General features: G+C 73.7%; 24 protein-coding genes. 10 read left to right on the plus strand and 14 right to left on the minus strand.

What is annotated here, in order from left to right:
- Positions 1-23: 23 nt before the first annotated feature.
- From V6U81_RS03110 to V6U81_RS03125, 4 genes are all read right to left on the minus strand, one after another.
- On the minus strand, positions 24-1,661 hold the full coding sequence (locus V6U81_RS03110) for a hypothetical protein (RefSeq protein WP_334484060.1): 1,638 nt from the start codon (positions 1,659-1,661) through the stop codon (positions 24-26).
- A 140-nt stretch (positions 1,662-1,801) separates the two neighbouring features.
- Entirely contained in the window at positions 1,802-2,803 is a 1,002-nt protein-coding gene (locus V6U81_RS03115) for a glycine betaine ABC transporter substrate-binding protein (protein ID WP_334484062.1), read from the minus strand.
- Positions 2,804-2,960: 157 nt separating this feature from the next.
- A complete protein-coding gene (locus V6U81_RS03120) occupies positions 2,961-3,683 on the minus strand; it encodes an ABC transporter permease (RefSeq protein ID WP_334484065.1) in 723 nt (240 codons plus the stop codon).
- Positions 3,684-3,717: 34 nt separating this feature from the next.
- Entirely contained in the window at positions 3,718-4,404 is a 687-nt protein-coding gene (locus tag V6U81_RS03125; protein ID WP_334484068.1) for an ABC transporter permease, read from the minus strand.
- A gap of 2 nt (positions 4,405-4,406) precedes the next feature.
- Between V6U81_RS03125 and V6U81_RS03130 the strand changes: the two genes are divergently transcribed.
- Positions 4,407-5,402 carry an ABC transporter ATP-binding protein gene (locus tag V6U81_RS03130; RefSeq protein ID WP_334484070.1) on the plus strand — a complete coding sequence of 332 codons (996 nt, stop codon included), beginning with the start codon at positions 4,407-4,409 and terminating at the stop codon, positions 5,400-5,402.
- A 21-nt stretch (positions 5,403-5,423) separates the two neighbouring features.
- Here the strand turns inward: V6U81_RS03130 and V6U81_RS03135 are convergent, their stop codons facing one another.
- The 7 genes from V6U81_RS03135 to folP form a co-directional block, all read right to left on the minus strand.
- Positions 5,424-5,921, minus strand: coding sequence for a hypothetical protein (locus V6U81_RS03135; protein ID WP_334484072.1), 498 nt, complete (start codon positions 5,919-5,921; stop codon positions 5,424-5,426).
- Positions 5,922-5,983: 62 nt separating this feature from the next.
- Positions 5,984-6,289, minus strand: a complete 306-nt coding sequence (locus V6U81_RS03140; protein WP_334484074.1) for a hypothetical protein — start codon at positions 6,287-6,289, stop codon at positions 5,984-5,986.
- A gap of 61 nt (positions 6,290-6,350) precedes the next feature.
- Positions 6,351-7,571 (minus strand): ABC transporter permease, encoded by a 1,221-nt coding sequence (locus tag V6U81_RS03145; RefSeq protein ID WP_334484077.1) that lies wholly within the window; start codon positions 7,569-7,571, stop codon positions 6,351-6,353.
- Positions 7,572-7,670: 99 nt separating this feature from the next.
- Positions 7,671-8,213: a DUF3180 domain-containing protein gene (locus V6U81_RS03150; RefSeq protein ID WP_334484080.1), complete on the minus strand. Its 543-nt coding sequence runs from the start codon at positions 8,211-8,213 to the stop codon at positions 7,671-7,673.
- Between the two features lie 19 nt (positions 8,214-8,232).
- Positions 8,233-8,760, minus strand: a complete 528-nt coding sequence (folK, locus tag V6U81_RS03155) for a 2-amino-4-hydroxy-6-hydroxymethyldihydropteridine diphosphokinase (RefSeq protein WP_334484082.1) — start codon at positions 8,758-8,760, stop codon at positions 8,233-8,235.
- The gene (gene folB / locus V6U81_RS03160) at positions 8,757-9,116 is read right to left on the minus strand and encodes a dihydroneopterin aldolase (RefSeq protein WP_334484083.1); all 360 of its coding nucleotides are present in this window, start codon (positions 9,114-9,116) and stop codon (positions 8,757-8,759) included. Before folB ends, folK begins: the two co-directional genes overlap by 4 nt.
- 11 nt (positions 9,117-9,127) lie before the next feature.
- Entirely contained in the window at positions 9,128-10,084 is a 957-nt protein-coding gene (folP, locus tag V6U81_RS03165) for a dihydropteroate synthase (RefSeq protein ID WP_334484086.1), read from the minus strand.
- Between the two features lie 354 nt (positions 10,085-10,438).
- On the opposite strand from folP, the gene V6U81_RS03170 reads away from it, so the two are divergent.
- The 7 genes from V6U81_RS03170 to V6U81_RS03200 are packed head-to-tail and all read left to right on the plus strand — an operon-like array spanning position 10,439 to position 19,017.
- Positions 10,439-10,753 (plus strand): hypothetical protein, encoded by a 315-nt coding sequence (locus V6U81_RS03170; RefSeq protein ID WP_334484089.1) that lies wholly within the window; start codon positions 10,439-10,441, stop codon positions 10,751-10,753.
- A gap of 13 nt (positions 10,754-10,766) precedes the next feature.
- Entirely contained in the window at positions 10,767-11,129 is a 363-nt protein-coding gene (locus V6U81_RS03175; RefSeq protein WP_194821406.1) for a hypothetical protein, read from the plus strand.
- A gap of 52 nt (positions 11,130-11,181) precedes the next feature.
- A complete protein-coding gene (locus V6U81_RS03180) occupies positions 11,182-14,724 on the plus strand; it encodes an ATP-binding protein (protein ID WP_334484093.1) in 3,543 nt (1,180 codons plus the stop codon).
- Between the two features lies 1 nt (position 14,725).
- Positions 14,726-16,675, plus strand: coding sequence for an MFS transporter (locus tag V6U81_RS03185; RefSeq protein ID WP_334484095.1), 1,950 nt, complete (start codon positions 14,726-14,728; stop codon positions 16,673-16,675).
- A complete protein-coding gene (locus V6U81_RS03190; protein WP_334484097.1) occupies positions 16,672-17,229 on the plus strand; it encodes a hypothetical protein in 558 nt (185 codons plus the stop codon). Before V6U81_RS03185 ends, V6U81_RS03190 begins: the two co-directional genes overlap by 4 nt.
- Positions 17,226-18,401, plus strand: coding sequence for a M23 family metallopeptidase (locus V6U81_RS03195; protein WP_334484100.1), 1,176 nt, complete (start codon positions 17,226-17,228; stop codon positions 18,399-18,401). The genes V6U81_RS03190 and V6U81_RS03195 overlap by 4 nt, the downstream gene beginning before the upstream one ends.
- Positions 18,402-18,414: 13 nt before the next feature.
- A complete protein-coding gene (locus V6U81_RS03200; protein ID WP_334484103.1) occupies positions 18,415-19,017 on the plus strand; it encodes a hypothetical protein in 603 nt (200 codons plus the stop codon).
- Between the two features lie 6 nt (positions 19,018-19,023).
- Here V6U81_RS03200 and V6U81_RS03205 read toward each other — a convergent pair whose 3' ends face one another.
- On the minus strand, positions 19,024-19,590 hold the full coding sequence (locus V6U81_RS03205; protein ID WP_420883957.1) for a hypothetical protein: 567 nt from the start codon (positions 19,588-19,590) through the stop codon (positions 19,024-19,026).
- Between the two features lie 194 nt (positions 19,591-19,784).
- On the opposite strand from V6U81_RS03205, the gene V6U81_RS03210 reads away from it, so the two are divergent.
- Positions 19,785-22,418, plus strand: coding sequence for an FtsK/SpoIIIE domain-containing protein (locus V6U81_RS03210; protein ID WP_334484106.1), 2,634 nt, complete (start codon positions 19,785-19,787; stop codon positions 22,416-22,418).
- The gene (locus tag V6U81_RS03215) at positions 22,415-23,119 is read left to right on the plus strand and encodes a hypothetical protein (RefSeq protein WP_334484109.1); all 705 of its coding nucleotides are present in this window, start codon (positions 22,415-22,417) and stop codon (positions 23,117-23,119) included. The genes V6U81_RS03210 and V6U81_RS03215 overlap by 4 nt, the downstream gene beginning before the upstream one ends.
- Positions 23,120-23,188: 69 nt before the next feature.
- Here V6U81_RS03215 and folE read toward each other — a convergent pair whose 3' ends face one another.
- Both folE and ftsH read right to left on the minus strand, forming a co-directional pair.
- Positions 23,189-23,854, minus strand: coding sequence for a GTP cyclohydrolase I FolE (folE, locus tag V6U81_RS03220; RefSeq protein ID WP_334484319.1), 666 nt, complete (start codon positions 23,852-23,854; stop codon positions 23,189-23,191).
- Positions 23,855-23,889: 35 nt separating this feature from the next.
- Positions 23,890-25,893, minus strand: a complete 2,004-nt coding sequence (gene ftsH, locus V6U81_RS03225) for an ATP-dependent zinc metalloprotease FtsH (protein ID WP_334484111.1) — start codon at positions 25,891-25,893, stop codon at positions 23,890-23,892.
- Positions 25,894-26,082 lie beyond the last annotated feature (189 nt).

Genomic DNA, 26,082 nt, shown 5'->3' on the forward strand with positions numbered 1-26,082 from the left:
CCGGCCGTGGACCCCCGGCCAGGTCAGCGCCAGCTACCGCCGGCGCGCGGGACGTCGTCCCGCGGCGGGTAGCCGTACCGTTCCCCGCCGTCCCACTGCTGGCGAGCGCGCGGCTCCGGCTCCGGCTCCGGGGCCCGCCAGGACCCGGCCGACTCCCGGTCCCGCTGCGCGGGCGCACGCCACGCCTCGACCGGCTGCCGGCCCCACCGCTCCTCGGCCGGCTGCTCCCACCGGTCCCCGGCGGGTTGCTGCTCGCGGGCCGGTCGCCACTCCTCCGGTACGGGCACCCCGCCGACCGGCAGCGCCGGCCGGTCCGCCGGCTCGGCCCGGTCACCCCACTGCCCACCGGGCCGGTCGTGCTCCCGGCGTCCCTCGGTCCGGCGCGGCTCCTCGTGGCGCACCTCGGCCCACCGGTCCGCGTACCGGAAGCCGGCGCCGTCGGCGTGCACCTCCGCCCGCCGCTCCCCCACCCGCAGCTCGCGGGCGTTCCCGTCGTCGCGCACCTCGGCCCAGCGGTCCCCGGCCCGGGCCCCGGACCACTCCCCGGCCTCCTCCGCCGGGTACCCCCGGCCGGCCCAGGACTGGACGGGACGGTCCTCTGCCGCCCCGGGCCAGGAGCGCTCGCCCCGCTGCCCGTCCGACCAGGACCGGTCGTCACGCTCGCCGGCCGACCACTCTTCCCGCTCGTCGCCCGACCGGGTCCGGTCGTCCCGCTCCGGCGCCGCCCAGGACCGGTCGTCGCGCGGCGCGGCCCGGTCCTCCCGCGAGCGACCGCCCCAGGACCGTTCCTCGGCGGTCCCCGGCCAGCTCCGATCGGCCGACTCGGACTGCCCCGGCCAGGCGTTCTCCGGCTCGCCGGCGGGCCAGGCGGCCTCCTCCGGCGCCCACCGGCCGGCGTAGCCGGCGTACGCGTTGCCGACCGCCGGGTCGGCGCCGTCCACCACGGTGTGCCGGGTGGTGACGTGGACCGTCTCGGTGTGCCGCACCACCCCGAGCGGGCGCTGGGCGGAATCCGGGACGGCGGCGGCGCCGCGCGGTTCACGGGTCGACCCGCCGTACACGCCGGGCTGACCGGCGGCGGCACGCTCGGTGCCGTACCGGCGGCCGGCCGGCTCGTCGTCCTCCCGGTCCGGGGCGGCCCAGCCGCGGGCCGCCGGGGCCTCCTCAGCCGACCGACGGCGACCGGCTGACGCCTGGTCGTGCTGCTGCTCCGGCGCCGGTACGCGGGCCCGGCCGGCGCCGGCCCGTTCCTCGGCGGCCGGAGCGCTGATGCCGGCGGCGGCGGCGATACCGGCCGCGGCGGCGTCCAGCCGTCGACGCAGGGCGATGACCTGCTCATCGACCCGCTGGGCATGGTCGAGTGCCTGGTTGCCGCGCTGGGCTGCGGCCACGATCTCGCCGCGCAGCTCGCGGCGCAGCTGCTCCAGCTCGTCCAGCAGCTCGTCGTCGTACGGCCGGCCACCGCCGTCGGCCCGCAGCGCAATGGAGAGACCGATCAGGACCACCGCCGTGATGGCCAGCACCGCGGCGAACCGGAGCGGGCCGTTGCCGTCGGCGACCAGCAGGATCAGCGCGGCTATCGGAGCGAGCGACACACCGATCCAGAACAGGACGGTCAGCAGCGACGAGGTGCGCTTTTCGGGGAGGACCGGGGCCGACATGGCTGTGCAGCCTACCGAGAGTTGCCCTGGCTGGGAACGGTCCCGGTGGCAGTTCCCCGCCCGTTCTCCCGTGCTGGGCCCCGGTCGCGGCCGGAATGGACCGACCGCGACCGGGACCGGGGTTCAGCAGCTGGCGAAGATCAGCCGGCGAGCACGGCGTCGGACGAGAAGACCAGGCCCACGCTGGCGCTCCCCGTCTTCAGGGCGTTCTTGGTCTGCGGGCCACCGGCGTCCAGCGAGCTGAACGAGCCGGCCTTGAAGTCGTAGACCTCGACCAGGCCCTTCTGGCACTTCGGCCGCTGCGGGCACTCCGGCGGCCCGGCCAGCACCGTCGCCTTGCCCGAACACTTGGCGGCCAGGTCGGAGAGGGTCTTCACCTGGTATTTGTCGGCGAAGGCCGTGGTGACCGCGAAGGCGTTCTGGTCCTGCGCGGCGGCCGGGGTGCCGAAGGTGATGCCGACCTTGTCGCCCTCCGACTTCAGGGCGGTCACCGTCTTGTCCAGCTCCGGCGCGGAGACCGGCGTGGCACTCTGCCCGTTGGCCTTGGTGTTCAGGAACTCGGCCATGGTCGCCGCGTACTCCGGGACGACCTGGATCTCACCCTTCTCCAGGGCCGGCTCGTAGAGCTCCCGGTTGCCGATCTGCTGCACCTTGACCTGGTAGCCGGCTGCGGTGAGGGCGATGTTGTAGAGCTCGGCCAGGGTCTGACTCTCGGAGAAGTTGCCGGCGCCGACCACGATCTGGCCGCCCGGCCCCTTGGCGATGCCGGCGGTGATGTTGTTGGCGGAGGCGAACTCCTCGGCGGCCGACTTCGGCGTCTTGCGGTCAACGTCGACGGCCTTGTTGAGCGCGATCAGCTTCGGCGTGTCCAGCGCCGCGGAGACCTTGTCCAGCGCGGCGAGCAGCTGAGGCTTGGCCGCGTCGGCGTTGACCGCCGGGATGATGTTGTCGGTGTTCTGGAGCTTCTTGTCGTCGTCGAGGACGACAAGTTTGTTGCCGGCGACCGGGGCGCAGCCCGCCCCGCTGGCGCCCTGCTCCGGCGCGTCGGTGCCGGACGAGCCGGCGCCCCCGCACCCGGTGAGCAGACCCGCCACGGTGAGGGCGCCCACCGCGCCGACCGCCAGCCGTGTCCGTACGCGCATGATCGCGCCCGCCTTCCGTGTCCCGGCGCGGCCCCGATCGGGCCGGCCGCGTGTCCGACGGACGATCCGGTCGGGCCGCCCGCGTTTCCACCCAACATCTTCCGGGTGGGACCGACAACTCGGCGGGATGTTCGTCACCGGATCGTCACCGGGAGGTTCAACTTCCCGCGATCGCGCCCGCCGCCCGCCGGTCGGCCCGCGCCCGGGTACGCCGCAGCGGGCGCGGCGTGACCAGCCGCTCGACCACCGCGAGCAACCCCTCGACCAGCAGCGCGAGCCCGGCCACCAGCACCCCGCCGGCGATGATCTGCCCACCGCCGGCCGCGATGTCCAGCCCGAACCCGGCCCGGATGATCTGGCCCAGCCCACCGCCGTTGACGAACGACGCGAGCGCGGCGGTGGCCACCACCTGCACCGCGGCCGTCCGGAACCCGGCGGCCAGGTACGGCACCGCCAGCGGCAGCTCCACCCGGCGCAGCACCTGCCAACCGGACAGCCCCATCCCCCGCGCCGCGTCCCGCGCCTCCGGATCGGCCTGCCGCACCCCGGTGTACGCGTTGGCCAGCAGCGGCGGCACGGCGAAGACCGCGAGCGCCACCACCACCGCCGGCCGGCCGAAGCCGAGGAAGGTCAGCGGCAGGATGGTCAGCAGCGCCAGGGTGGGAATGGAGAGCGTCAGGTTGGAGATCAGCACCACCGCGCCGCCGCCCCGGCCGCTGTGACCCAGCCAGAGCCCGATCGGCCAGGCCACCAGGCAGCCCACCAGCACCGCTGCGGCGGACATGCTGAGGTGCTCGCCGAGCCGGTCCAGGACGCCGCCCGGGTTGGTCCAGTTCAGCGGGTCGTTGATCCAGCGCACCGCCTGCTCGACCGGGTTCACGCCCGCCCTCCGTCCGTGACCGTGGCCGGGGCCGTCACCGGGCCCGCCCGCGCAGCCAGGGGGTGAGCAGCCGGCCCAGCCCGGCCAGGATCAGGTCCAGCACCAGGGCGAGCAGGACGCAGAGCAGCGTCCCGGTCATGATCTGGGCCTTGTAGAAGTTGTTCTGGAAGCCGGCGAAGATGAGCTGACCCAGGCCACCCCGGCCGACCACCACCCCGACGGTGACCAGGGCGACCGTGGAGACGGTGGCCAGTCGTACGCCGGTGAGGACGCCGGGCAGCGCCAGGGGTAGGTCGATCCGGAGCAGCCGGGCCCAGCGGCCGTACCCCATCCCCTCGGCGGCGTCGCGCACCTCCGGCGGCACCTGGTTGAGCCCGGCCACCGCGTTGCGCACGATGACCAGCAGCGCGTACAGCACCACCACGGTCAGCACGGTGACCGCCCCGATGCCCAGGTACGGCGCGATGAAGGCGAACAGGGCCAGCGACGGGATCGTGTAGAGCACGCCGGTGAGTGCGAGAATCGGCCCGGCGAGGCGGCGGAACCAGTACGCGGCCACCGCCAGCGGCAGGGCCACCAGGGCGGCGATCAGCACTGCCCGCGCGGTCAGCGAGGCGTGCTCCCGCAGCGCGGCCAGGATCGTGTCAGAGTTGTCCCGCACGTACTGCCAGGAGAACCAGGGGTTACCCGGGTCGGCCCGGTAGCTCAGGTGGAAGGACACACGTGGACGTTACCCCGGGGACCTCCGGTGACGCCGGACAGAGCGCGGCCTCGATCACGTTGGACGGCATTCGCAAGCGCTACCCGGACGGCACCGAGGCGGTGCGGGAGCTGAGCCTGGAGGTCAAGGCCGGCGAGCTGGTGGTGCTGATCGGCCCGTCCGGTTGCGGCAAGTCCACCGTGCTGCGGATGGTCAACCGGCTGATCGAGCCGACCGGCGGACGGATCCTCCTGGGCGACGAGGACATCACCCGGGTCGACCCGGTGAAGCTGCGCCGCCGGATCGGGTACGTCATCCAGAATGTCGGGCTCTTCCCACATCAGACCGTGGCCACCAACGTCGGCACCGTGCCCCGGCTGCTCGGCTGGTCGAAGGAGCGGATCCGGCAGCGCAGCGGCGAGCTGCTGGAACTCGTCGGCCTCGACCCGGCGCAGTTCGGCCGGCGCTACCCGCACGAGCTCTCCGGGGGTCAGCGGCAGCGGGTCGGGGTGGCCCGGGCGCTCGCCGCCGACCCGGTGGTGCTGCTGATGGACGAGCCGTTCTCCGCGGTGGACCCGATCGTCCGGACCCGGTTGCAGGAGGAGTTCCTGCGCCTGCAGGCCGAGGTCCGCAAGACCATCGTGCTGGTCACCCACGACCTGGACGAGGCCGTCCGGCTGGGCGACCGGATCGCGGTGCTCTCCCAGGGCGGCCGGCTGGAGCAGTACGACACCCCGGCGGCCCTGCTCGGCGCGCCCACCTCCCCCTTCGTCCGGGAGTTCGTCGGCGCCGACCGGGGCATCCGCCGGCTGGCGGTCACCCCGGTCACCCGCGAGGTGCTGGCCCCCGGGCCGGGCGACACGGGCCTGCCGGCGGTGCCGCTGGGCGGGTCGGCGTACGACGCGCTGGCCGCGATGCTGACCTCCGGCTCGGACGCGGTCGTGGTCACCGACGACGACCGCCCGGTCGGCACGCTCAGCCGATCCCGGGTGCTCGAACTCGGCCAGACCGGCGCCTGAGCGTGGCCCGGTGGCGGGGCGTCAGGCCCGGCCGCCGAGGCTGGCCAGCCCGATGATCCAGCCGGCGAAGAAGCCGTAGGTGGCCCCCGTCCCGGTGGTCTGGAACGCGGCGAGCATCGACCCGTCGGCGGTCAGCAGCGCCGCCAGCAGCGTGGCGACCCCGGAGGCGAGCGCGTACGCCGCCCAGCCGGAGAGGAACTGGCTGGCCGAGCCCTGCACCCGGGCCACCTGCGAGGTGGGCAGCAGGTAGAGGAAGGCCGCCGCGAAGACCAGCAGCAGGATGGCCCGCAGGTCGGTGGCGAGCACGCCCTGCCCCGGCTCGGCGGAGTCCAGCCGCCAGGCCGGCCAGGCGAGCAGCCGCACGAACCAGCCGCCGGCGGAGTTCGGGTCGGTGTGGTCCGCCCAGGCCACGTACCACGGGCTGCCGCAGACGCCGACCAGGATGAGCGCGGCCAGGGTGCCGGTGCCCGCGGCGGTGCCGTACCCGCTGACGGTCCGGGGGCGGTTGGTGAGGGCCATGCGGCGGGAAGTTCCCGAGCCACCGCGACCGGCAAACCTCCGCCACCCGGCGGCAGGTCCGCTCAGTGCTTCAGCAGGTAGTCGATGAACGCGGCCCGCAGCAGCGGCGCGGACTCCTCGTAGCCGTGGCCGGTCAGCTCCCGCCACAGCGCCGACGCCTCGTCGATGGTCGGGCCGACCGAGTTGGGCGCCCCGTCCAGCGCGGCCGCCTCGTCGGCGTTGGGCAGGTGCCGCAGCACCGACCAGAAGAACCCCACGTCGCGGCGCTCCCGGGCCAGCGTGAAGGCCCGCTCCCGCAGCTCCTCGGTGGGCAGGGCGTCGAGCTCGTCGAAGGTACGGCCGGTGCCGGCGGAAGGAGTCTCGGTCATGCCCGCGAGCCTAACCGGCGAGATCACCTCGGGCCCGCCGGACGCGGCGGCCCGGCTGTGCTCAGCGGTCGCCGGCGTCCCAGCGGTCGGGGGCCTTCTCCCAGCGCGGCGCCGTCCACGGGTCGGACGGGGTGGCGTCCGTCCGGTCGGGCAGCGCGGGCGGCCAGTTGCCGGTCCCGTTGGATCGGGGCAGCGACCAGCCGGAGCTGATCGTGCCGTCGCCCGCCGGGACGAACTCGGCGCGCTCGGCGACCGTGCCCCGGGGCCGGCCGAACGTCTCGACCAGGCGGGTCACCACGAGTCCGACGCCGAGCGCCGCCGCTCCGACGGACCACCGGCTGACCGTCCAGCCGCGCGCCTCCGCCCAGGCCAGGAAGACGACCACGAGGCACACCGCCAGCAGGGTGCCGAAGATGCCGCCCCGCCGGCCGTACGCGCTGGTGCCGGCGAGCATCGCCACCCCGATCGCCAGCACCGTCCAGTCCAGCCCGGCGGCCGGTACGACCGGGCCGGCGTCGTTCGCCGCGACCAGCACGCCGGCCAGCATGGCCAGCACCGTGGAGCCGACCAGTCCGGCCGAGGTCACCATGGCGGCCACCACACCGCGGCGGCGGGCCGGGTCGGCCACCGGCCGGTACCGGCCGACCAGCCGCCGGACCGTCCGGAGCGCACCGAAGATCCCGCCCAGCGCGGCGACCGCGGCGAAGCCGGCGAACAGGTAGAAGGCGGTGCGGTGCGGGTCGTAGTCGCCCTGCACCGGCACCGGGCCGGTGCGCTGCTCGATCCAGACGATCACGCCGGACGCGGCGGCCAGGCTGGCGGCCCAACCGGGCACGTGCAGCACCACCACCGCCCAGGCCAGGGCCAGCCCGCCGAGCGCCGCGGCCACCAGGGCCGGGGTGAGGGCCGCGGTCACGCCCCGGTCGCCCTGCTCGGCGAAGTGCAGCGCGGCGGCCACCGCGACCGGCCCGATCGCCAGGTTCACCGCCGCGGTCCGCAGGCTCAGGCCGGCGGCGAGGGCGAGCAGGCCGAGCGCGACCACGTCGACCAGGAGGCCGCGCAGGCCCGTGCCGCGCAGCGCGTCGGCGTTCTCCCGCCAGAGCAGCACGGCGAAGACGGCCAGCGCGACCAGGAGCACCGCCTCCCAGAGCAGGTGCACGCCGATCCGGTCCCGGCCCGGCTCCCCGTGGGTGGGGTCGTCGAAGACGTTCTCGAGCACGGCCGGGGGGACGCCCGGCGGGGGCTCCACCGACGCGGTGCGGCCCGGTTCGTCGTACGCCATGCCGTGCCTCCCACATGGCCGGCCGTCATCGTCGACGGCCGGCTGATTCCGGTCGCCAGGGACGGTACCTGCGCCGGAGGCCGGGCGTAACCCCCCTGATCAGCGCTGGCCGGGGCGGCCCCGCCGGTCGGTGCCCTCGCGGTCCTCGTCGTCCTCCTGCTCGGGGACCCGGCAGGAGCGTTCCAGCCAGAGCGCGGCGGCGACCAGGGCGAGCGAGGCGAGGACCCCGGCCCCGGCGGCCGGCCGGTCCTCGATCGCGGCGTTGGTCCGCTCGACGAAGAGCCAGCCGGTCAGGCCGGCGTAGAAACCGGTGAAGATGGCGCCGGCCAGCGCCGAGGCCTTGGCCAGCACGACGAAGCGGGCGACCATCAGCGGGTTGACCGGGTCCCGGCCGGGCCTGCGCTCGATCCGGTTCCGGGTGTTGACCGCCGCGTACGCCTCCAGCACGGCGAGCGCGGCGAGGGTGACCACCGGCAGCCAGGGCAGCCGCGGGATGCCGCTGTAGTAGAGGCTGCTGATCAGCAGCCAGGCCAGGGCCGCGGCGGCGAGCGCGGCGACCACCAGGGTGGAGATCCGGGTCGGCCCCATCCGGCCCCGGTCGGGCTCCGGGCCGCGGGGCGGTCGGGACTGCGCCTGCGTCATGCCGGCCGGCTCCAGTGGGTCATGGAGTCGACTCTAACGCCAGATCCGGGCGGGGGCGCAGTTCCAGGGCGTCCCCGGCCAGCGGCTCGGCGTTGAGCAGATCGGTGAGCCAGCCGTATCCGGGGAGCCGGCCGTGCGGCTCGATGTCGATCCACGGCCGCAGCACGAAGGCCCGCAGGTGGGCGCGGGGGTGCGGCAGGGTCAGCTCCGGGTCGTCGCTGAGCACCGGCTGGCCGGCGTCGTCCCAGACCGCGATCACGTCCACGTCGAGGGTGCGCGGTCCGAACCGGCGCTGCGGGTCGCGGGTCCGCGCGGCCGCCGCCTCGGCGGCCCGGGCCCGGTCCAGCCAGTCGCGCGCGCCCGCCGCCGGGTCCGCGACCATCACCGCGGCGTTCAGGTACGCGGGCTGGTCGGTGTCCCCCCACGGTGGAGTCTCGTAGACCCCGGAGACCACCAGCACCGCGTCGTCGAGGATGGCCAGCGCGGTGCGCAGGTGGGCCAGCCGGTCGCCGAGGTTGCTGCCGAGCGACAGCACGGCCCGGGTCACCGGGTACGCCGCATCGTGACGGCCACGTCGGCGAAGGTGTGCGGGATGGGGGCCTCCGGCTTGTGCACGGTGACCGTGGCGGCGGCGACCAGCGGCTCGGCCAGGCAGACCGCGAGCAGCCGCTCGGTAAGCGTCTCGATCAGGTTGACCGGCTCGCCGGTGACCACGGCCACCAGCTTCTCGGCCAGCTCGCCGTAGTGCACGGTGTCGGTCACCTCGTCGGAGCGGGCGGCCGGGGCGAGGTCGAGTTCGAGCACCGCGTCGACGACGAACTCCTGCCCCCGGGCGCGTTCGAAGTCGTAGACGCCGTGCCGGCCGTGGGCGCGCAGGCCGGTCAACTCGATCCGGTCGGTCATCGTGCTTCCTCTCAGTGGCGGGCGGCGGTCGCGGGTCCGGCCCCGCCGGTCCGCCCGGTTCCGGTGCCCGCGGCCCCAGTGCCCGCGGTTGCCGTGGCCGGGGCCGACGGGCGGTCACCGCCGGTGTCGACGGCCAGCCGGGGACGACCGGTGGCCGCCCAGACCGCGAGCGCGTCGGCGGTGCCGCGGACGTCGTGCACGCGTACCCCCCAGGCGCCGGCGGCGACGGCGAGCAGGCTGGTGGCGGCCGTGGCCGCCTCCCGTTCGGCGGTGGGGCGGGGTTCGCCGTCGGGACCGGCGAGCAGCCGGCCGAGGTAGGACTTGCGACTCGCCCCGAACAGCAGCGGGAAGCCGAGGTCGACCAGCTCCGGCAGGCGCGCGCTGAGTTCCCAGTTGTGCGCGGCGGTCTTGGCGAAGCCGAGGCCGGGGTCGACGATGATCCGGTCGGCGGCGATCCCGGCGGCGAGCGCCTCGTCGATCCGCTGCCCGAGTTCGGCCCGGACGTCGGCGACCACGTCGGTGTAGCTGGCCAGCTCGCGCATGCCCCGCGAGTGGCCACGCCAGTGCATCAGCACCCAGGGGCAGCCGGCGTCGCGCACCACCCGGGCCATGTCCGGGTCTGCCAGCCCGCCGGAGACGTCGTTGACCACGTCCGCGCCGGCGTCGAGGGCCGCCGCGGCCACCGAGGCGCGGGTGGTGTCGATGCTGACCGTCACGCCGACCGCGGCCAGCTCGCGGATCACCGGGACCACCCGGGCGGCCTCGGTCCCGGCGTCGACCCGGTTGGCGCCGGGCCGGGTGGATTCGCCGCCCACGTCGACCAGGTGCGCGCCCTCCGCCCGCAGTCGCACTCCGTGTGCGACCGCCGCGTCGAGGTCCGCGTACCGGCCGCCGTCGGAGAAGGAGTCGGGCGTGACGTTCAGGACGCCCATCACCACCGGGGTCTGCGCCCGTACCAGATCGGTCACGACTAGACCGTACCGGTCGTTCCGCGCTGCTCCGGCGGCCCCCGCCGGCGCCCTCCAGCCGGGGGCTGACGTGGGCATTGGAACAGGTGTACGATCGGTCGTCCGGGTCGAATCGGGCCGACTCCTCGCGGGTTGTCGCAAAGGGGGACGGCCCGTACGCTGTGGAATTGCCCAGCATCGAGATGGCGAAGCCTGGAGGGAGGGCCGAAGCGGGAAGAATCCCCCCAAAGCTCACCACTCTCCGTGGTGGGTAACGAACGTAGCGTCGTCAACGCTGCGCAAGTGAGCACATTCCCGCCAGGCTTGCCTACTGCACCGCCGCGGCACCGCCGGCCGCGATATGGGGAGGTTCCAGTGATCGCCTTCGAGCTCATGGAGACGGCGTCGTCCGGCGTCGCGCAGGCGCTGCACACCCTGGCGTCGGCTCCACTCGCCGAGCAGGCCCCGAAGGGCATCGACACCAACGGGGTCGTCACCTTCTTCGCCAGCAAGATCGCGCCCATCCTGCTCGCCGTGCTCGGTGTCATCTTCATCGGCCGCGCGAGCCGCGGCGAGATCTCCAAGGTGCTCACCAGCTCGGCCATCGCGATCGTCGGCCTGGCCTTCATCGCCGGGGCGGCCACACTCTTCTTCGTCGGTGACTACCTGATCGACCTGATCTTCGAATAGGCGCGGGCATCAGATGCGGCTGCGCACCGACGACGACATCTACCGGGCCCGCCTGGTCTACCTCGGGCCGCCCGGCTACACCCTTCCCGTCCACCTGCCGTACGCCCAGTACGGCCTGTTCATGCTGCTCGTACCCCTCTACATGTTCATCCACTGGCTGTTCACGCTCCAGGTCGAACTCTTCCCCGCGTGGGAGATCGCCCTCGCCATCGTGAGCACCTCGTTCATCTTCCGGTACGTCGACCCGGACCGGCCGGCGCGGATGGTCATCCGTACCGCGCTCACCGACTGGCGACGCACCCGGGAACCGGCCACCGAGCTGCGGGACCCCCGCCTGGTCGGCAGCCGGATCAGGATCCGGGAGGAACTGGCATGACCGGGCGTACGTCGAACGGGCGGTCGCAGCAGCACGCGGGTGAGGCGGTCGAATGAGTCGCTCTTCCACGCCGGGCTATCCGGCCGGACGTCACAGCGCCCCGCACGGTAACCGTGCGCGGTCGTTCGACTACCCGGAGGACGAGGCCCGCGACGAGGAGACCTACGACCCGACGCTGCTCGCCAACCCCGGGCACGGTGGGGTCGGGGTGTTCCAGGCGCCCCGCCCGGCCGGCCGTGGCACGCCCCCGGTCGAGCCGGTCTCCGCCGCGCCGATGCTGGTCGGCGACGGTACCGACATCGACTCGCCGTTCCTCGACCTGTTCGGCGGCCCGCACCCGGGCGCCGCGCCGGCCGTGCCGCCACCGGCCGCGCCGCGCCGCGCCATCGGGCGGGAGCAGGCGTCGATCCCGCACCAGCCCGTCGCGCCACCCACCCCCGTCTCCCCCGCGCCCGAGGCCACCGCACCGCCCGCCATCGAGACGAACCGGCTGGCGGCCATCGAGCCGCCCCCGGCCGCCGACCCGCCGACCCGTACCCGGGTGCCCCACCAGCCCGCGGCCCGGTTGCCGGTGACGCGGCCGCCCGCCGAGCCGGAGCCGACCCCGGACCGGGCGGTGGAGGCGCCTCCGCAGCGGTCGCCGCGCCGACCCCGGACCGAGCCCTTCCCGCGCCGGGACACGGCCGGGAACGCCGGGCGGGTGACCCCCGAACGCGACGCCGAACCGGCCGGGCGTGTGGCCCCCCGCCCGCTCCCGGAGCCGGTGGCGGCACCGGCGGAGCCCGGGCCCGCCGACCCGTTCCCGCCGGACATCGCCGAGGCGTACGCCGCCGAGCCCTACGTCCACCCGGAGGCCGAGCCGGTGGCGCCGGCCCCGCCGCCCCGCCGGGTGGTCGCCGAGACGGGCCCCCGCGCGCTGACCGGGACGGGATCGCAGGAACTCGCGGAGCCCGCCTCCCGGGAGCTGGCCGAGCCGCGACAGCGCGCCGCGACCACCCGGAGCGCCGCCAACAAGCCGGTCCGGGTCCGCCCCCCGAAGATCAAGTTCGGCGACCGGGACCCGTCGGTCGACCTGGCCATCACCGAGATCGCCGGGCACCTGACCTTCACCCCCAACACCGTCACCGCCTGGTACTGGCTGCCCGAGGTGCGCTGGGCGTTTCGCCCCGACGCCGAGCGTGAGGCGCTGCTCGCGGCGATCTCCGAGCAGTACGCCGGTCTGGCCGGCTTCCGGCTGCACCTGCGCCGCACCACCCGGCCCTTCCCCGCCGACGAGTGGGCCCGCACCATCGACGCGCACACCGTGTCGCCGCTGCCCGACGTCCCCGGCACGGCCGGCTGGGCCGACCACCTGGTCGCCGCGCAGCGGCACCTGATGGCGGTCAACCACGCCGAGGGGCAGACCTACCTGGGCGTCACCTTCGCCCGCCGCTCGCTCGGCGACTCGCTCACCGAGCGGCTGCTGCGCGCCTTCGGCCGGGGCACCGCCGACGGCGAACGCCGCAAGCTGGGCCGTACCGTCGAGCAGTTCGACGAGGTGCTCGGCGCCTTCGGCATGCGCGGCCGGCGGGTCAGCTCCCAGGAACTGGAGTGGCTGCTCTACCGCTCGGTGGCGCTCTGCATGGCGCCGCCCGGCGCGCTCTCCCCGATCACCAACGGGCGGTGGGAACGCGGCGACCTGCTCGCCCTCACCGAACAGGTCGAGCGCTACCGCACCCCGTACGGCTCGACGGTCAAGCTGGTCAACCGGATGACCGGCGAGGAGCGGCACGTCGCCGTGCTCGCCGTCGGCCGGATGGAACCGCTGGAGATCCCCGAGCGGCACGAGCCCTGGCTGCACTTCCACGAGCGGCTGCCCTGGCCGATGGAGATCTCCACCCGGGTGGACATTCTCGGCTCCGGCGACTCCTTCCGGAACCTCGAACACCGGCTGCGGATGATCCGCTCCCAGCAGCTCGACTACGCCGAGCACGGCATCGACGCCCCGCCCGAGCTGGAACGGCTGGCCAAGCGGGCGTTGGTGATCGGCGACGAGATGACCACCGGCCTGCCGGTGGACTCCGCCCGCGCACACGGCTGGCACCGGATCGCCGTCGGTGGCCGGACCCGCGAGGAGTGCCTGGAACGGGCGCGCCGGCTGATCCAGCTCTACTCGCGCGAGCTGCGCATCTCGCTCCAGCACCCGAAGAACCAGGACTGGCTGGCCCGCGAGTTCATCCCCGGTGAGCCGATCGCCAACACCGGCTACGTCCGGCGGATGCCGGTCAACCTGCTCGCCGCCGCGCTGCCGCAGGCCGCCTCCACCGTCGGCGACCGGCGCGGCGACCTGATCGGCCGTACCGCCGGGACCTGCCGCCGGCCGGTCTTCCTCGACCTGCACTTCCCGATGGAGGTCCGGGAGCGCTCCGGCCTCGCGGTCTTCGTCGCCGAGCCGGGCGGTGGCAAGTCCACCCTGCTGGGCGCCCTGGGCTACCTGGCCGCCCGGCGCGGCGTCCAGGTGACCCTGCTCGACCCCTCCGGCCCGCTGGCGCGGCTCTGCGCGATGCCCGAGCTGAAGCCGTACTCCCGGGTGCTCAACCTGACCGGCTCCGAGCCGGGGACGCTGGCGCCCTACTCGCTCATCCCGACCCCGCTACGCAGCGAGTTCGGCACCGGGGCGGCGGGCGACCGGGAGTTCGAGATCGCGGTCTCCAACGCCCGCGCCGAACGCCGCATGCTGGTGCAGGACATCTGCATGATGCTGGTACCGCCGCAGGTGGCCCGCGAGGCGTCCACCGCGACGCTGTTCCGGCACGCCGTACGCCAGGTGCCCGCCGAGGAGACGTCCACCCTGGACGACGTGGTGGCCTGCCTGCAGGGGCTGGACGACGACGCCGGCCGGGAACTGGCCAACCTGCTGCTGGACACCGCCGAGATGCCGCTGGCGATGCTCTTCTTCGGCCGCCCGCCGGAGGGGCTGCTCGGCGCCGACGCGGCGCTCACCGTGATCACCATGGCCGGCCTCCGCCTGCCCGACCTCAAGATCGAGCGCGAGTATTGGTCGGCCGAGGAGGCACTGGCCCTGCCGATGCTGCACACCGCGCACCGCCTCGCGGTCCGACGCTGCTACGGCGGGTCGATGTCGTCCCGCAAGATGGTCGGCCTGGACGAGGCGCACTTCATGGAGGGCTGGCGATCCGGGCGCTCCTTCCTGGTCCGGCTCGCCCGGGACTCCCGGAAGTGGAACCTCGCCGCCCTGGTCGCGTCGCAGAACCCGAAGGACATCCTCGGCCTCGACGTGCAGAACCTCGTCTCCACCGTCTTCGTCGGCCGGATCGCCGAGGACACCGAGATCGCCTCCGAGGCGCTGCGACTGCTCCGGGTGCCGGTCGACGACGGCTACGAGGCGACCCTGGCCTCACTGTCCGCCGTGGACACCACCTCGGCCGCCCGGCTCGGCTTCCGTGAGTTCGTCATGCGCGACGTGGACGGCCGGGTGCAAAAGGTCCGGGTGGACGTGTCGTACGTCGAGGGGCTGCTGGAGCACCTGGACACCACCCCCGCCGCCCAGGTGGCCGGGCAGCTGCCGACCGTCCTGGCTGATCTGGAGGCGTGACATGGCGAGGGCCCGGGCACGGATCACGGCGCTCCTCCTCGCGCTCGGCGTACTCGCCGGTGCCACGATCGCCTGGCCGGTGGTCGCGGCCACACCGGTGTACGCCGCCCCGGCCGCGGCCCAGGCCGCCGCCGACCTCTGTACGACCAAGGAGTGGCAGGCCGACTTCCGTGCCTGCGTCGCGAAGCTGAAGCAGGTCAGTGAGACCGAGGTCGACTGCCGGAAGCCCCCGGTCCCCTCCGCGCCGGACTCGGGCCTCGCCGGCTGGTTCGCCTCCCGGCCGGACTCGGCCAAGCTTCCGGGCCCGAAGGGCCTCTACAGCGACTACGGCTACGGCGGATACAGCTTCAACACCTACGACGTCGAGGGCGGCTGCGCGTCCACCGTGCTCCACCCGGACTACAAGTTCACCACCACCGTGGCCAACGGCGAACTGATGATGGCCACCGCGATCGTGGGCGCCTCCAACGCCCTGCGCGAACGGGCCTGGGACCCACGCTCGATGTGGAACTGGGCCGACCCGCTGGTGGAGAAGGCGACGAAGGCCGTCTACCAGAAGGTCTTCAGCGTCTTTGGCATCATCACCCTCTGCGTGGTGGGCCTCTACCTGCTCTGGCGCTCCCGCCAGTCGGACATGAGCAACGCGATGACCACCGCCGGCTGGGCCCTACTGGTGATGGTGGCGGTCACCGCGTTGGCCGCCTGGCCGGTGAAGTCGGCCAATCTCGCCGACGGCACGCTGATCACCTCCCTCGGGGTCGTGCACGATGCCGTCGGACCAGCTTCCAGGGACATCCCGACCGATAAGTGTGTGCTTCCGAACCCGGACGCCTGTGTCGACAAGCGACCGCCGGCCGTCCGCGCCAGCGACACCGCCACGGAGTCGATGCTCTACCGCAACTGGCTGCGCGGGGTGCTCGGCTCGGCGGACAGCGAGACCGCCAAGAGGTACGGTCCGGCGCTCTACGACGCCAAGTCGCTCTCCTGGGGTGAGGCGCAGTCCATTCGCGCCAATCCCGCAACTCGTGAAGTGGTCGTCAAGGCCAAGCAGCAGCAGTGGATGACGGTGGCGCAGCAGATCAAGACGGAGGACCCGGAGGCGTACGAGTACCTCACCGGCGCTCGGGACATGGACCGGATCGGCTCCGGCTTCATCGCGGTGCTCGCCTCGCTGCTCTTCGCGATGTTCGACCTCACCGCGTCGGTGCTGGTGCTGCTCGGCTTCCTGATCTTCCGGTGGGCGGTGATCGCGGCCCCGATCCTGGGCACGGTCGGCCTGCTGCGACCGGCCAGCGCCGGGCTGCGCCGGCTCGCCAACGCGGTGGTCGCCGCCGTCTTCAACATCGCCATCTTCGGCACCGGTGCGGCGATCTACCTGTTCGCGGTGGACCTCATCATGAGTACGCCCACCCTTCCGGGCTGGCTGCAGGTGGTGCTGGTCTGGCTCTGCGGCGTGGTCGGCTGGCTGCTGCTGCGCCCGTACCGCCGGATCACCCAGCTCGGCGGCAAGGACGGCAGCGAGGCGGTCAGCTCGGCGGGGTCGTGGCACCGGCGGTTCTTCCGGGACATGCGGATCGCCGCCCGGCTGGACGTGGTCGAGCCCGGCGGCACCGCCGAACCGGCCATCGCGAAGCGACGCGGGGTCGCGTTGGAGTCGTCCAGCCTGCGCCCTGAGGCGCGCCGTGAGGACCCGGCCCATTCGACGATCAGCACCCCGAAGCAACGGGAGCGGCCGGACGGCCGGGAGCGCGGCGACGAGACGGGGACGACAGCGCCGCAGCGGGATGCCGGACGGTCCGCCACCCCGCCCCGCCCGCGTCGCCGGCAGCCGTCCAGCTGGACGGAGCCGGACGTGCCGGAGGAGGCGCCGAGCTTCGCGGTCTACCGACCCGACTCGGCCGAACGGGCGCCGGCCAGGCCGAGCCCGCGGGTGCGCTCCGAGGCCCGGTGACGGCGATGCGACGGGCACTGGAGTTCCTGCTCACCCGGGTCCTGCGGTCCAGGATCGGGATCGGTCTCGGGATCGCCGCGCTGGTCCTCGTGGTGATCGGCGGAGCCCGGCTGGTGGCCGGGCCGGTCGATTCCGCCAGCGGGCTCAGCAGTCGACCCCGCGAGCCGATCACCACCGTCGATCCGGAGGAGGGTGACGACGGGGCGATCGGCACCGCCGCCCCGCAGTCGCCCCGCACTCGGCCGGGTGAGCTGAACCCCGAGCAGACCGCGTCGCGGTTCACCGCCGCGTGGCTCGCCGGTCCCACCGAGACAGCGGACCAGTGGCAGGCGAAGCTGCGCCCGTTGTCCACACCCGCGCTCACCGAGAAGCTGGCCGGCGTGGACCCGTCCGGTGTGCCGGCGGAGAAGGTCACCGGCACGCCGACCCTTCAGCCACGCACGGAGGTCTTCACGCAGGTGCTGGTCCCGCTGGAGACCGGCCGTCTCCGGCTGGACCTGGTGGCGCCGGAGGGGCGCTGGCTGGTGGACGCCGTGGACTGGGAGCGGGAATGAGCGCCGAACTGTCAGGTCAGCCGACCCGTCGGCGACTGCGGATCGGCGTCGTGGCCGCCGTGCTCACCTCGTTCCTCGCCCTGCTCTGTTGCGGTGGCGGCACCGCCGCCTTCTTCCTCACCAACCTGGGCGGCGACGATGAGCAGAGCCTGGTGACCACCGCGCAGGAGTGCGTCGACAACCACCGGGTCACCGTGAACGGCCGGCTGCCGCGGATGTCCGACTACGGCCAGACGCAGATGCGCAACGCCGCCGTCATCATCAAGGTCGGCCAGGACATGAAGGTGCCGCCACGCGGCTGGGTGATCGCGGTCGCGACCGCGATGCAGGAGTCGGCCCTGCGAAACCTGGCGAACAGCACCGTCGCCGGATCCGGCTCGCTCTCCAACGAGGGCGTCGGCCGGGACCACGACTCGGTGGGGCTGTTCCAGCAGCGGGCCGGCTGGGGCAGCGTCGCGCAGCGGATGAGCCCGGACTACGTGGCCCGCAAGTTCTACGAGAAGCTGCTCCAGGTCGACGGCTGGCAGCAGCTTCCACTGACCCGGGCGGCGCAAAAGGTCCAGGTCAGTGCCTACCCGGACGCGTACGCCAAGCACGAGGACATCGCGAGCCAGATCGTCAACGCACTCGCCGGAGGCGCCGCCCGCACGGTGCAGATCGCGAACCGGATGCTCTGCGACCGGGCGTCGGCCAGGACGATCGCCGCCTCCGGCTGGACAGCACCGATCGCCGGCGGGGTGGGCTCCGGTTTCCGCACGGCGAGCCGACCGCGTCACAACGGGGTGGACATCGGCGCCGAGAAGGGGATCGAGATCCACGCCGCCGCCACCGGCCGGGTGCTCGTCGCCCGGTGCGACCCCGACCGGTTGGGCCGCCGCAACTGCGACGTGGACGGCTACCCGGGGAAGGGCGGCTGCGGCTGGTTCGTGGACATCCTGCACGCCGGCGGCTACATCACCCGCTACTGCCACATGGTGGTACGGCCGTTCGTGGTTCCCGGGCAGGAGGTGGAGGCCGGTGAGGTGATCGGAAAGGTCGGCAGCAGCGGCAACTCCTCCGGCCCACACCTGCACTTCGAGGTGCACCTGGACGGCGACCGGGGCTTCGCCGGCGCGACCAACCCGGTGCCGTTCATGCGGCAGCGGGGAGCGCCGCTGGACGGCACGGCATGAGGTTCACGCGACGATGAGCGGGCCTCTCCCCGATCCCTTCGCCGGCCAGCCCGACTGGGCTCCGCTGCCGCCGCGTCCGATCGCGGTCGTCCCCGCCACCGGCCGGGTCGAGCTGCGGGGCCGACGGGTCCTGGTCGGCCTCCCCGGCCTCGGCTGGCGGGGCGACCTGCGGGCCGACGAGCGGGTGGTGCAGGGCAGTCGCACCTACGTGCCGATCATCCCGGAGCACGAGTGGTACCGGGCGGAAGCCGACCAGGTGGAGGTCTTCGCCCCGCTGATCCCGGTGGAGCGCGTCTGGGTCGAGACGCTCGGCGGTCGGCCCACGCCCGGAGTCGCCGCTCACGACCAGGGGCTCCGCCTCGTCTCGTTGGATGCCCCGACACACCCGGCGCCGGTTCCGATCTTCGAAGCCGGTGCGGTCAGCGGCCGGCGGGTGGTACACGTCGAGGACTCCGTCGAGCACCGCGACCTGCGCGCGGTCACGGAGACCTACTCCGGCGCGGAGGGTGACATCTGCGTGCGGGTCACCCCGGAGCTGGAGTGGTACCGGTGGGCCTGGCGTGGGCAAGCACCGACCACTCTGGAGGTACCGGTCCACCTGCTCTGGATCGAGTAAGGACGGTCAGGAGCGCTTCGCTGCACATATCCGCCAACCGTCTTCACGTCGTGCCTCAAACCGCCATTGCTGACGATCGCTCTGCGAAATCCCGTCTACGAGGGCCGAGAGTATGAGGTCGACTTCGACGTCGGCACGGTCACCCTGCTGCTGAACGTTCAGGTTCTCCCAGCTCGTCGAGATCGACGTGCCGAAGCGGCGTTCCCGCGCTACGAGGTCGTCGCGAAGGAGCCGTAGATCGTCGATAGCGGCACCGTCTTGGCAGGCGAATTCGCTTGCCCTCGTGTCGTTGCGGTCCGCGAGGAATGCCTGAATGTAGCTGGCCACAACGACGTCCGGAGTGCTGCGGTCGGGCGTCGTCACACGGTCGTAAAGCACGACACTGATCACTGCTCCGCTAGCACAGAGTACCGCGAGTACCACCGCGACCACGGTGAGGACGGTGCGCAGCCGGCGGCGGGGCCGCTCGGGCGCCGGGGCGGGCGCGACGGGTGGCGCCAGATTGTCCGGCGGGGTCCGCTGCGCCGGTACGCGGGACACCTGGGAACCGGCGGGGGGCTGCACTGATTCCACCCTCTGAGGCTATCGGCTGAGCGCCTCGTACCCAATGCCCCAGATGCTGCGGATCGTGACAGGACAACCCCGAGAGGTGAGTGTTCGGCACCATTTGCCACAAGACCGGCGCAGCGCCGTCGCGCTTCCCCGGCGCACGGCTCCGGCTGGGATACGGTCTGTGCTCGGGGAGGTTTCCAACCTCGGAAAGAGGGGTGGACGCGGTGGCCGGTCCGAAGGCTCGCACCAACCGCGCCGCCGCCCTGCACCGGCGGGCCGCCGCCACCGCCGCCGCGGCGGCCGGCGTCCTCGACGAGACCCGACCAGCCCCCGCAGACCAGCGCAGGCAGTACGAGTTGGCGGACCGCCTGCGCGGCGCCGCCGCGCTGCTGGCCCCGGGCTGGGCCGGGGCGCCGCTGGACACCCTGACTCCGGAGACCCCGGCCGGTGAGGACACGCCGCCCTTCATCCGGATCGGCACGGCGGCCCCGCTGGACGACGCCCGCTTCCCCGCGCTGGTGCCGTTGCTCGGCACCGGTCACCTGACGCTCGACGTGGACGCCCGGGAGCCTCGGGCGGCGGGCCTGCTCCGGGCCGTGCTGCTGCGTCTGCTGGCCGCGACCCCGGCCGGCTGCCTGCTGGTCCGCGCGGTGGACGGCACCGGCGTGGGCGGCACCTTCGCGCCGTTCGCGGCGCTGGCCGACGCGGGGCTGCTGCCCCCACCGGCCGTCGACGTGGCGGGGCTACGGGCGGTGCTCACCGAGGCCGAGCAGTGGGTCTCGCCGGGCAGTGGCCGGCCGCGCCGGCACGATCGGACGATGCTGCTGGTCATCGCGGGCCTGCCCGCGCTGGCGGGGCCGAGCGACCTGGAGCGGATCGAGGCGCTGGCGGAACGGGGCCGACCGGCCGGGCTGCACCTGGTGGTCGCCGGCTGGCCCCCGGTCGACGCCCACCCGACGCCGCCGCTCAACGCCCACCCGACGCCGCCGGCCAGCACGCATCTGCCGCTGTCGCAGGTGTACGCCCGCCGGCCGCTGCCGCAGGCCACGCCGGTGGAGCTGCGCACGGCGTACGCGCTGCTCGGTGACCCGCCGGGCAGCCCGTTCAGCGGGCCGGGGGCGGAGTCCCCGGGCGGTCTGAACTCGCCGGTCTTCGTGGACGAGGATCCCGGGCCGGAGTTGGTCGAGCGGGTCTGCCGCCGGCTGGCCGCCCAGGTGGAGGCGGGGTCTCGGCTCAGCCTGACCGAGCTGCTGCCGCCGGACGGCGAGGAGCTCTGGTCGGCCACCTCCACCGACGGGCTCTCCACCACGGTGGGTGACGCCAACGGCCGGCCGGTCACCGTCGGCTTCACCGAGTTGACCCCGCACTGGCTGGTCAGCGGTCGGTCGGATGCCGGCCGGTCCGCCTTCCTCACCAACGCCCTGCTCGGCCTCGCCGCCCGGTACGGCCCGGACGAGCTGGTCCTGCACCTGGTTGATCTCGGCGAGGGTGAGTCCTTCGTGGAGTTCCTCCAGACCGAACGGGACCGTTCCTGGGTGCCGCAGGTACGCGCGGCGGCGATGGCCGCCGACCCGGAGTACGTGCGGGACCTCTTCGACCAGCTGAACGCGGAGGTCCGCCGGCGGGAGGGGGCGGGTGCCCGGGCGGGTGGCCAGCGCTTCGCCGAGCTGCGGCAACACCAGCCGCTGCCCCGGATCGTGTGTGTGATCGACAACTTCCCGCTGCTGCTGGCCGACCGGGATCCGGCCGCCGTCGAGGTGCTGACCGGCCTCGACGGGCTGGCCCGCGCCGGCCGCGCGTACGGCATCCATCTCGTCCTGGCGGGCGCGGGTGACCTGGGCATCGGTGCCGGGCCGGCGCCGCGCGACTCGGTGCTGGGTCAGTTCCCGGTGCGGGTCGCGCTCTCCGGCGGCGGGGCGGTGCTGATGCCGACCAACGACGCGGCGGCCGGACTGTCGGTGGGCAGCGCGGTGGTCAACACCGCCGGTGGGCTCGGTGGGCCGCGCGGCGCCACCCGCGGTCACGAGCGGCTGGTGCGCTTCCCCGACCCGCTTGACGAGCCGGAGACGGTGGAACGGCTGCGGCACCGGCTCTGGGAGGCGCGCCCGCAGGGCACGCCTGCCCCGGTGGTCTTCGCCGGCTGGGCCCGCCCGCTGCTGCGCAACGACCCCCGGCTGCGCGCCGCCGTCGCGGGCCGGTCCGGCGGTCCGGCGGCCTTGCTCGGCCGGGCGGTGGACGTGTTCCGGACGACGGTGGCGGTGCCGCTCGGCCCGGCGGCGGGGCGCAACCTGGCCGTGCTCGGCCCGGGCGTGGAGCCGGCCCGGCTGCTGGCCACCGCGGCGCGCAGCCTCGCGGCGCACCACCCGCCCGGTACGGCCCGGTTCGTGCTGGCGCCGCTGGCGGAGGGTTCCGCGCCGCTGGCCGCCGGGCTGGCGGCTGAGCTGGGCGAACGGCAGCGGGTGGACACAGTCGACGGTCCGGGTGTGCGGGCGACGCTGGACGACGACGAGCCGGCGTACCTGGTGGTGTTCGGGGTGGACGTGCCGTCGGCCGGGGAGCTGCCGGTGGAGCGGCTGCGCGCGCTTTTGCGGGAGGGGCCACCGGCCGGGCGGCACCTGCTCGGCTGGTGGCGGACGGCACCGCCGTTCGCGGCGTTGCTGGAGCCGGACGGCGAGGTGGGCAAGCTGGCCGCGGTCGCCGTGGTGGACATGCCCGGGGCGCAGCTGACGACCGTCTTCGGCCGCCCGGTGCAGTGGCGCCCGCGACCGGGGCGGGCGGTGCTCTGGGACGGCCCGGGTGACCAGGGCACGGTGCTGGTGCCGTTCGCCGACGGGGGGGAGCCGGCATGAGCCTCGACGACGTGACCACGGTGGCACCGGTGCGGCAGCGGGTCGGCGACGAGCCGGTCCCGCCGATCGCCGCCGCCTGGACGGACTATCTCGCCGCCGCCCGCCAGCTCGACGGGGTGCGCCGGAGCGCGGCGACCGCCGCCGCCGAGCAGGCCCGGGTGGTGGAGGAGGCCCGCGGCGAGCTGGCGGAGGTGCACGCCCGGTTGGCACCGCAGCAGGCACAGCTGCGGGAGCTGGGCGTACCGGTGATCTCGCTGACCCCGACGCCGCCGGAGCTGACCGAGGCGACCCGGACGATGGTGGGTGGGCCGACGGCCGTGCTGACGGCGCTGCGGGCGGCCCGGGGCTGGGCGGACGCCGCCGACGGCGCGCTCACCTCCGGCGGCACGCTGCGCCCGTCGACCTGGCCCCCGCGACTGCGCAACCTGCTGGTGTACGGCCCGCTGGCGCTGGTCGTACCGGTGATCCAGTTGGTCATGCTGCTGACCGTCGGGGCGGGCGCGGCGACCGTGGCGGCGCTGCTGGTCGGGTTGCCGATGCCGGTGGTGGCGTTCGTCGCCGGCTGGGTCGGCGTGGGCCGGCTCTTCGGGGCCGGTGCGGGTGACCGGGTGGATCGCACCCCCCGGCTGGGTGCGCTGGTCTGCCTGGTCCCGGCGGTGGCGGTGACGGCCGCGATCGTGCTGGCGCTGCTCCCGGGCTGATTCACCGAAGACGCAACGGCCGCGGCGCCCCCGGTTGTGGGGAGGCCGCGGCCGGTCGGATCGTTGCGGTCAGCGGGAGTTGATCAATGCCATCGCCTCGGCCCGGGACTTCGCGTCGTGCTGGAGCACGCCGCGGACGGCCGAGGTGATGGTCTTCGCGCCGCTCTTCTGGATGCCGCGCATCGCCATGCACATGTGCTCGCACTCGAGTATCACGACGACGCCCCGCGCCTGCAGCTTGCTCATCAGCAGGTCGGCGATCTGCGAGGTGAGCCGCTCCTGCACCTGGGGACGGCGGGCGAAGACCTCGACCAGCCGGGCCAGCTTGGACAGGCCGGTGATCCGCCCGTCCTGGCCGGGGATGTAGCCGATGTGCGCGCTGCCCCGGAACGGGAGCAGGTGGTGCTCGCAGAGGCTCATCACGTCGATGTCCCGGACGAGCACCAGCTCCTCGTGGTTGGCCTCGAAGGTGGTGCTGAGCACCTGGGCCGGGTCGACCCGGAGGCCGGCGAAGAGTTCGGCGTACGCCCGGGCGACCCGAGCCGGGGTCTGCCGGAGGCCGTCCCGATCGGGGTCCTCCCCGACCGCGATGAGGATCTCCCGGACGGCCTTCTCGATCCGGCCGAGGTCCATGGCCTCCTCGACCGGGCGGCCGGTGAGCCTGCCGCTGATCAGCCGGGCGGCCACGTAGTCGAGGGTCTCGTCCCCGTCGGGTTCGGTCGACGAGGCGGCCAGCCCCGAGTGGTCGGGGCTGGCCGCGGCGTCCGTGTTCAGTGGGTACCGTCCGAGTTGTTCGAGCCGGCAACGGAGACCCCGTCGGCCTGCGCCTGCGCCTTGAGCTTCTCCTTCTCGGCCGGCGTGAGCACCGGCGGCTCGGTGGAGGGCTGACGCTTGCCGAAGGCGTTGTAGGGGGCCATCGGCGGGCGCTTCACCACCCGCGAGCAGATCCGGGCCATGTCGGCGGTGGAGAGGGTTTCCTTCTCCATCAGCTCGAGGACCATGCTGTCCAGGACGTCCCGGTATTCCACCAGGATCTCCCAGGCCTCGTCGTGCGCCAGCTCGATCAGCGCCCGCATCTCGCCGTCGATCTCGGCGGCCACCGAATCCGAGTAGTCCCGCTCGTGGCCCATGTTGCGGCCGAGGAACGGCTCGTCGCCGCTGGTGCCGTACTTGATCGCGCCGAGCTTGGAGCTCATGCCGTACTGGGTGATCATCGCGCGGGCCAACTGGGTGGCCTTCTCGATGTCGTTGCCCGCGCCGGTGGTGGGCTCGTGGAAGACGAGCTCCTCCGCGGCCCGGCCACCCAGCGCGTACGCCAGGGTGTCGATCATTTCGGCCCGGGTCTGGGTGTACTTGTCCTCGGTCGGCAGGACCAGGGTGTGACCCAGCGAGCGACCGCGGGACAGGATCGTCACCTTGTGCACCGGTGCCGCGTGCGGCAACGCCCAGGCGACCAGCGCGTGTCCACCCTCGTGGTACGCGGTGATCTTCTTTTCGTTGTCGCCCATCACCCGGGTCCGACGCTGCGGACCGGCGATCACCCGGTCGATCGACTCCTCCAGGGAGTCGTTGCTGATCGCCCGCTGGTCCTTGCGGGCGGTGAGCAGTGCCGACTCGTTGATCACGTTGGCCAGGTCGGCGCCGCTGAAGCCCGGGGTACGCCGGGCCACCGCGTCGAGGTCGACGTCGGGGGCGAACGGCTTGCCCTTGGCGTGCACCCGCAGGATGGCCTTGCGGCCCTCCATGTCGGGGGCGTCCACCGGGATCTGCCGGTCGAAGCGGCCCGGGCGCAGCAGCGCCGGGTCGAGGATGTCCGGCCGGTTGGTGGCGGCGATCAGGATGACCCCGCCCTTGGTGTCGAAGCCGTCCATCTCGACGAGCAGCTGGTTGAGGGTCTGCTCGCGCTCGTCGTGGCCGCCGCCCATGCCGGCGCCACGGTGCCGGCCGACGGCGTCGATCTCGTCGACGAAGACGATCGCCGGGGCGTTCGCCTTGGCCTGCTCGAAGAGGTCGCGGACCCGGCTGGCGCCGACGCCGACGAACATCTCCACGAAGTCGGAACCGGAGATCGAGTAGAAGGGCACCCCGGCCTCGCCGGCGACCGCGCGGGCCAACAGCGTCTTACCGGTACCGGGCGGGCCGAAGAGCAGCACGCCCTTGGGGATCTTGGCGCCCAGGGCCTGGTACTTGGCCGGGTTCTGGAGGAAGTCCTTGATCTCGTGGAGCTCCTCGACGGCCTCATCGGCCCCGGCCACGTCGCCGAAGGTGGTCTTCGGCGTGTCCTTGGTGATCATCTTCGCCTTGGACTTGCCGAAGTTGAGCACCCGGGAGCCGCCGCCCTGCATCTGCGACATGAAGAACAGCAGCAGAAGCACCAGCAGGGCGATCGGGAGCAGGTTGACCAGCAGGCTCACCCAGACGCTGTCGGACGACACCTTGGCGTCGGCCGGGCCGGTGACCCGGTTGGCCGCCTTGGCCGCGAGGACGTCGTTCCAGACCTGGTCGCCGGCCTCGTACGGGAACTGGGCCTCGATGCGGTCGGTGGTGGTGTCGCCGAACTTGGTCTTCTGGTCCAGGTTGAGCTGGAGCGTCTGCTCCTTGTCCTGGAAGACGACCTTATCGATCTTGGCAGTGTGCAGCTGGTCGAGCGCAACGGAAGTGTCCACCCGGTGGTAGCTGGGACCAGCGGTGAACAGCTGACTGAGCACAACGGCGCCGAGGATGACCAGGATGATCCAGACCACCGGTCGGCGGAAGAAACGCGTACGTTCCATGCTGTTGTCGAGCGCCGAGACGCCCGCATCCTCCTGATCGACGTCCTGACCGTCTGAATGGTGTCACCGCCTGCGGCGGCGCCGGAGCCGCCGTGCGGGCCGGCCTCGACCCCGGGCGCGCCAACTGCCGCGCCACGGTCATTCGACGGTACACCTTGCGCGCGAGGAGTGAGCTTACGAGCCCAGCAC

Source organism: Micromonospora lacuserhaii, from assembly GCF_036902735.1.
Lineage (GTDB): Bacteria > Actinomycetota > Actinomycetes > Mycobacteriales > Micromonosporaceae > Micromonospora.

Coding starts and splice junctions, on each gene's coding strand:
- V6U81_RS03110 (WP_334484060.1), bottom strand. CDS start 1,661: ATGTCGGCCCCGGTCCTCCCCGAAAAGCGCACCTCGTCGCTGCTGACC.
- V6U81_RS03115 (WP_334484062.1), bottom strand. CDS start 2,803: ATGCGCGTACGGACACGGCTGGCGGTCGGCGCGGTGGGCGCCCTCACC.
- V6U81_RS03135 (WP_334484072.1), bottom strand. CDS start 5,921: ATGGCCCTCACCAACCGCCCCCGGACCGTCAGCGGGTACGGCACCGCC.
- V6U81_RS03140 (WP_334484074.1), bottom strand. CDS start 6,289: ATGACCGAGACTCCTTCCGCCGGCACCGGCCGTACCTTCGACGAGCTC.
- V6U81_RS03145 (WP_334484077.1), bottom strand. CDS start 7,571: ATGGCGTACGACGAACCGGGCCGCACCGCGTCGGTGGAGCCCCCGCCG.
- V6U81_RS03150 (WP_334484080.1), bottom strand. CDS start 8,213: ATGACGCAGGCGCAGTCCCGACCGCCCCGCGGCCCGGAGCCCGACCGG.
- folB (WP_334484083.1), bottom strand. CDS start 9,116: ATGACCGACCGGATCGAGTTGACCGGCCTGCGCGCCCACGGCCGGCAC.
- V6U81_RS03175 (WP_194821406.1), top strand. CDS start 10,767: ATGCGGCTGCGCACCGACGACGACATCTACCGGGCCCGCCTGGTCTAC.
- V6U81_RS03180 (WP_334484093.1), top strand. CDS start 11,182: ATGAGTCGCTCTTCCACGCCGGGCTATCCGGCCGGACGTCACAGCGCC.
- V6U81_RS03185 (WP_334484095.1), top strand. CDS start 14,726: ATGGCGAGGGCCCGGGCACGGATCACGGCGCTCCTCCTCGCGCTCGGC.
- V6U81_RS03195 (WP_334484100.1), top strand. CDS start 17,226: ATGAGCGCCGAACTGTCAGGTCAGCCGACCCGTCGGCGACTGCGGATC.
- V6U81_RS03200 (WP_334484103.1), top strand. CDS start 18,415: ATGAGCGGGCCTCTCCCCGATCCCTTCGCCGGCCAGCCCGACTGGGCT.
- V6U81_RS03215 (WP_334484109.1), top strand. CDS start 22,415: ATGAGCCTCGACGACGTGACCACGGTGGCACCGGTGCGGCAGCGGGTC.
- ftsH (WP_334484111.1), bottom strand. CDS start 25,893: ATGGAACGTACGCGTTTCTTCCGCCGACCGGTGGTCTGGATCATCCTG.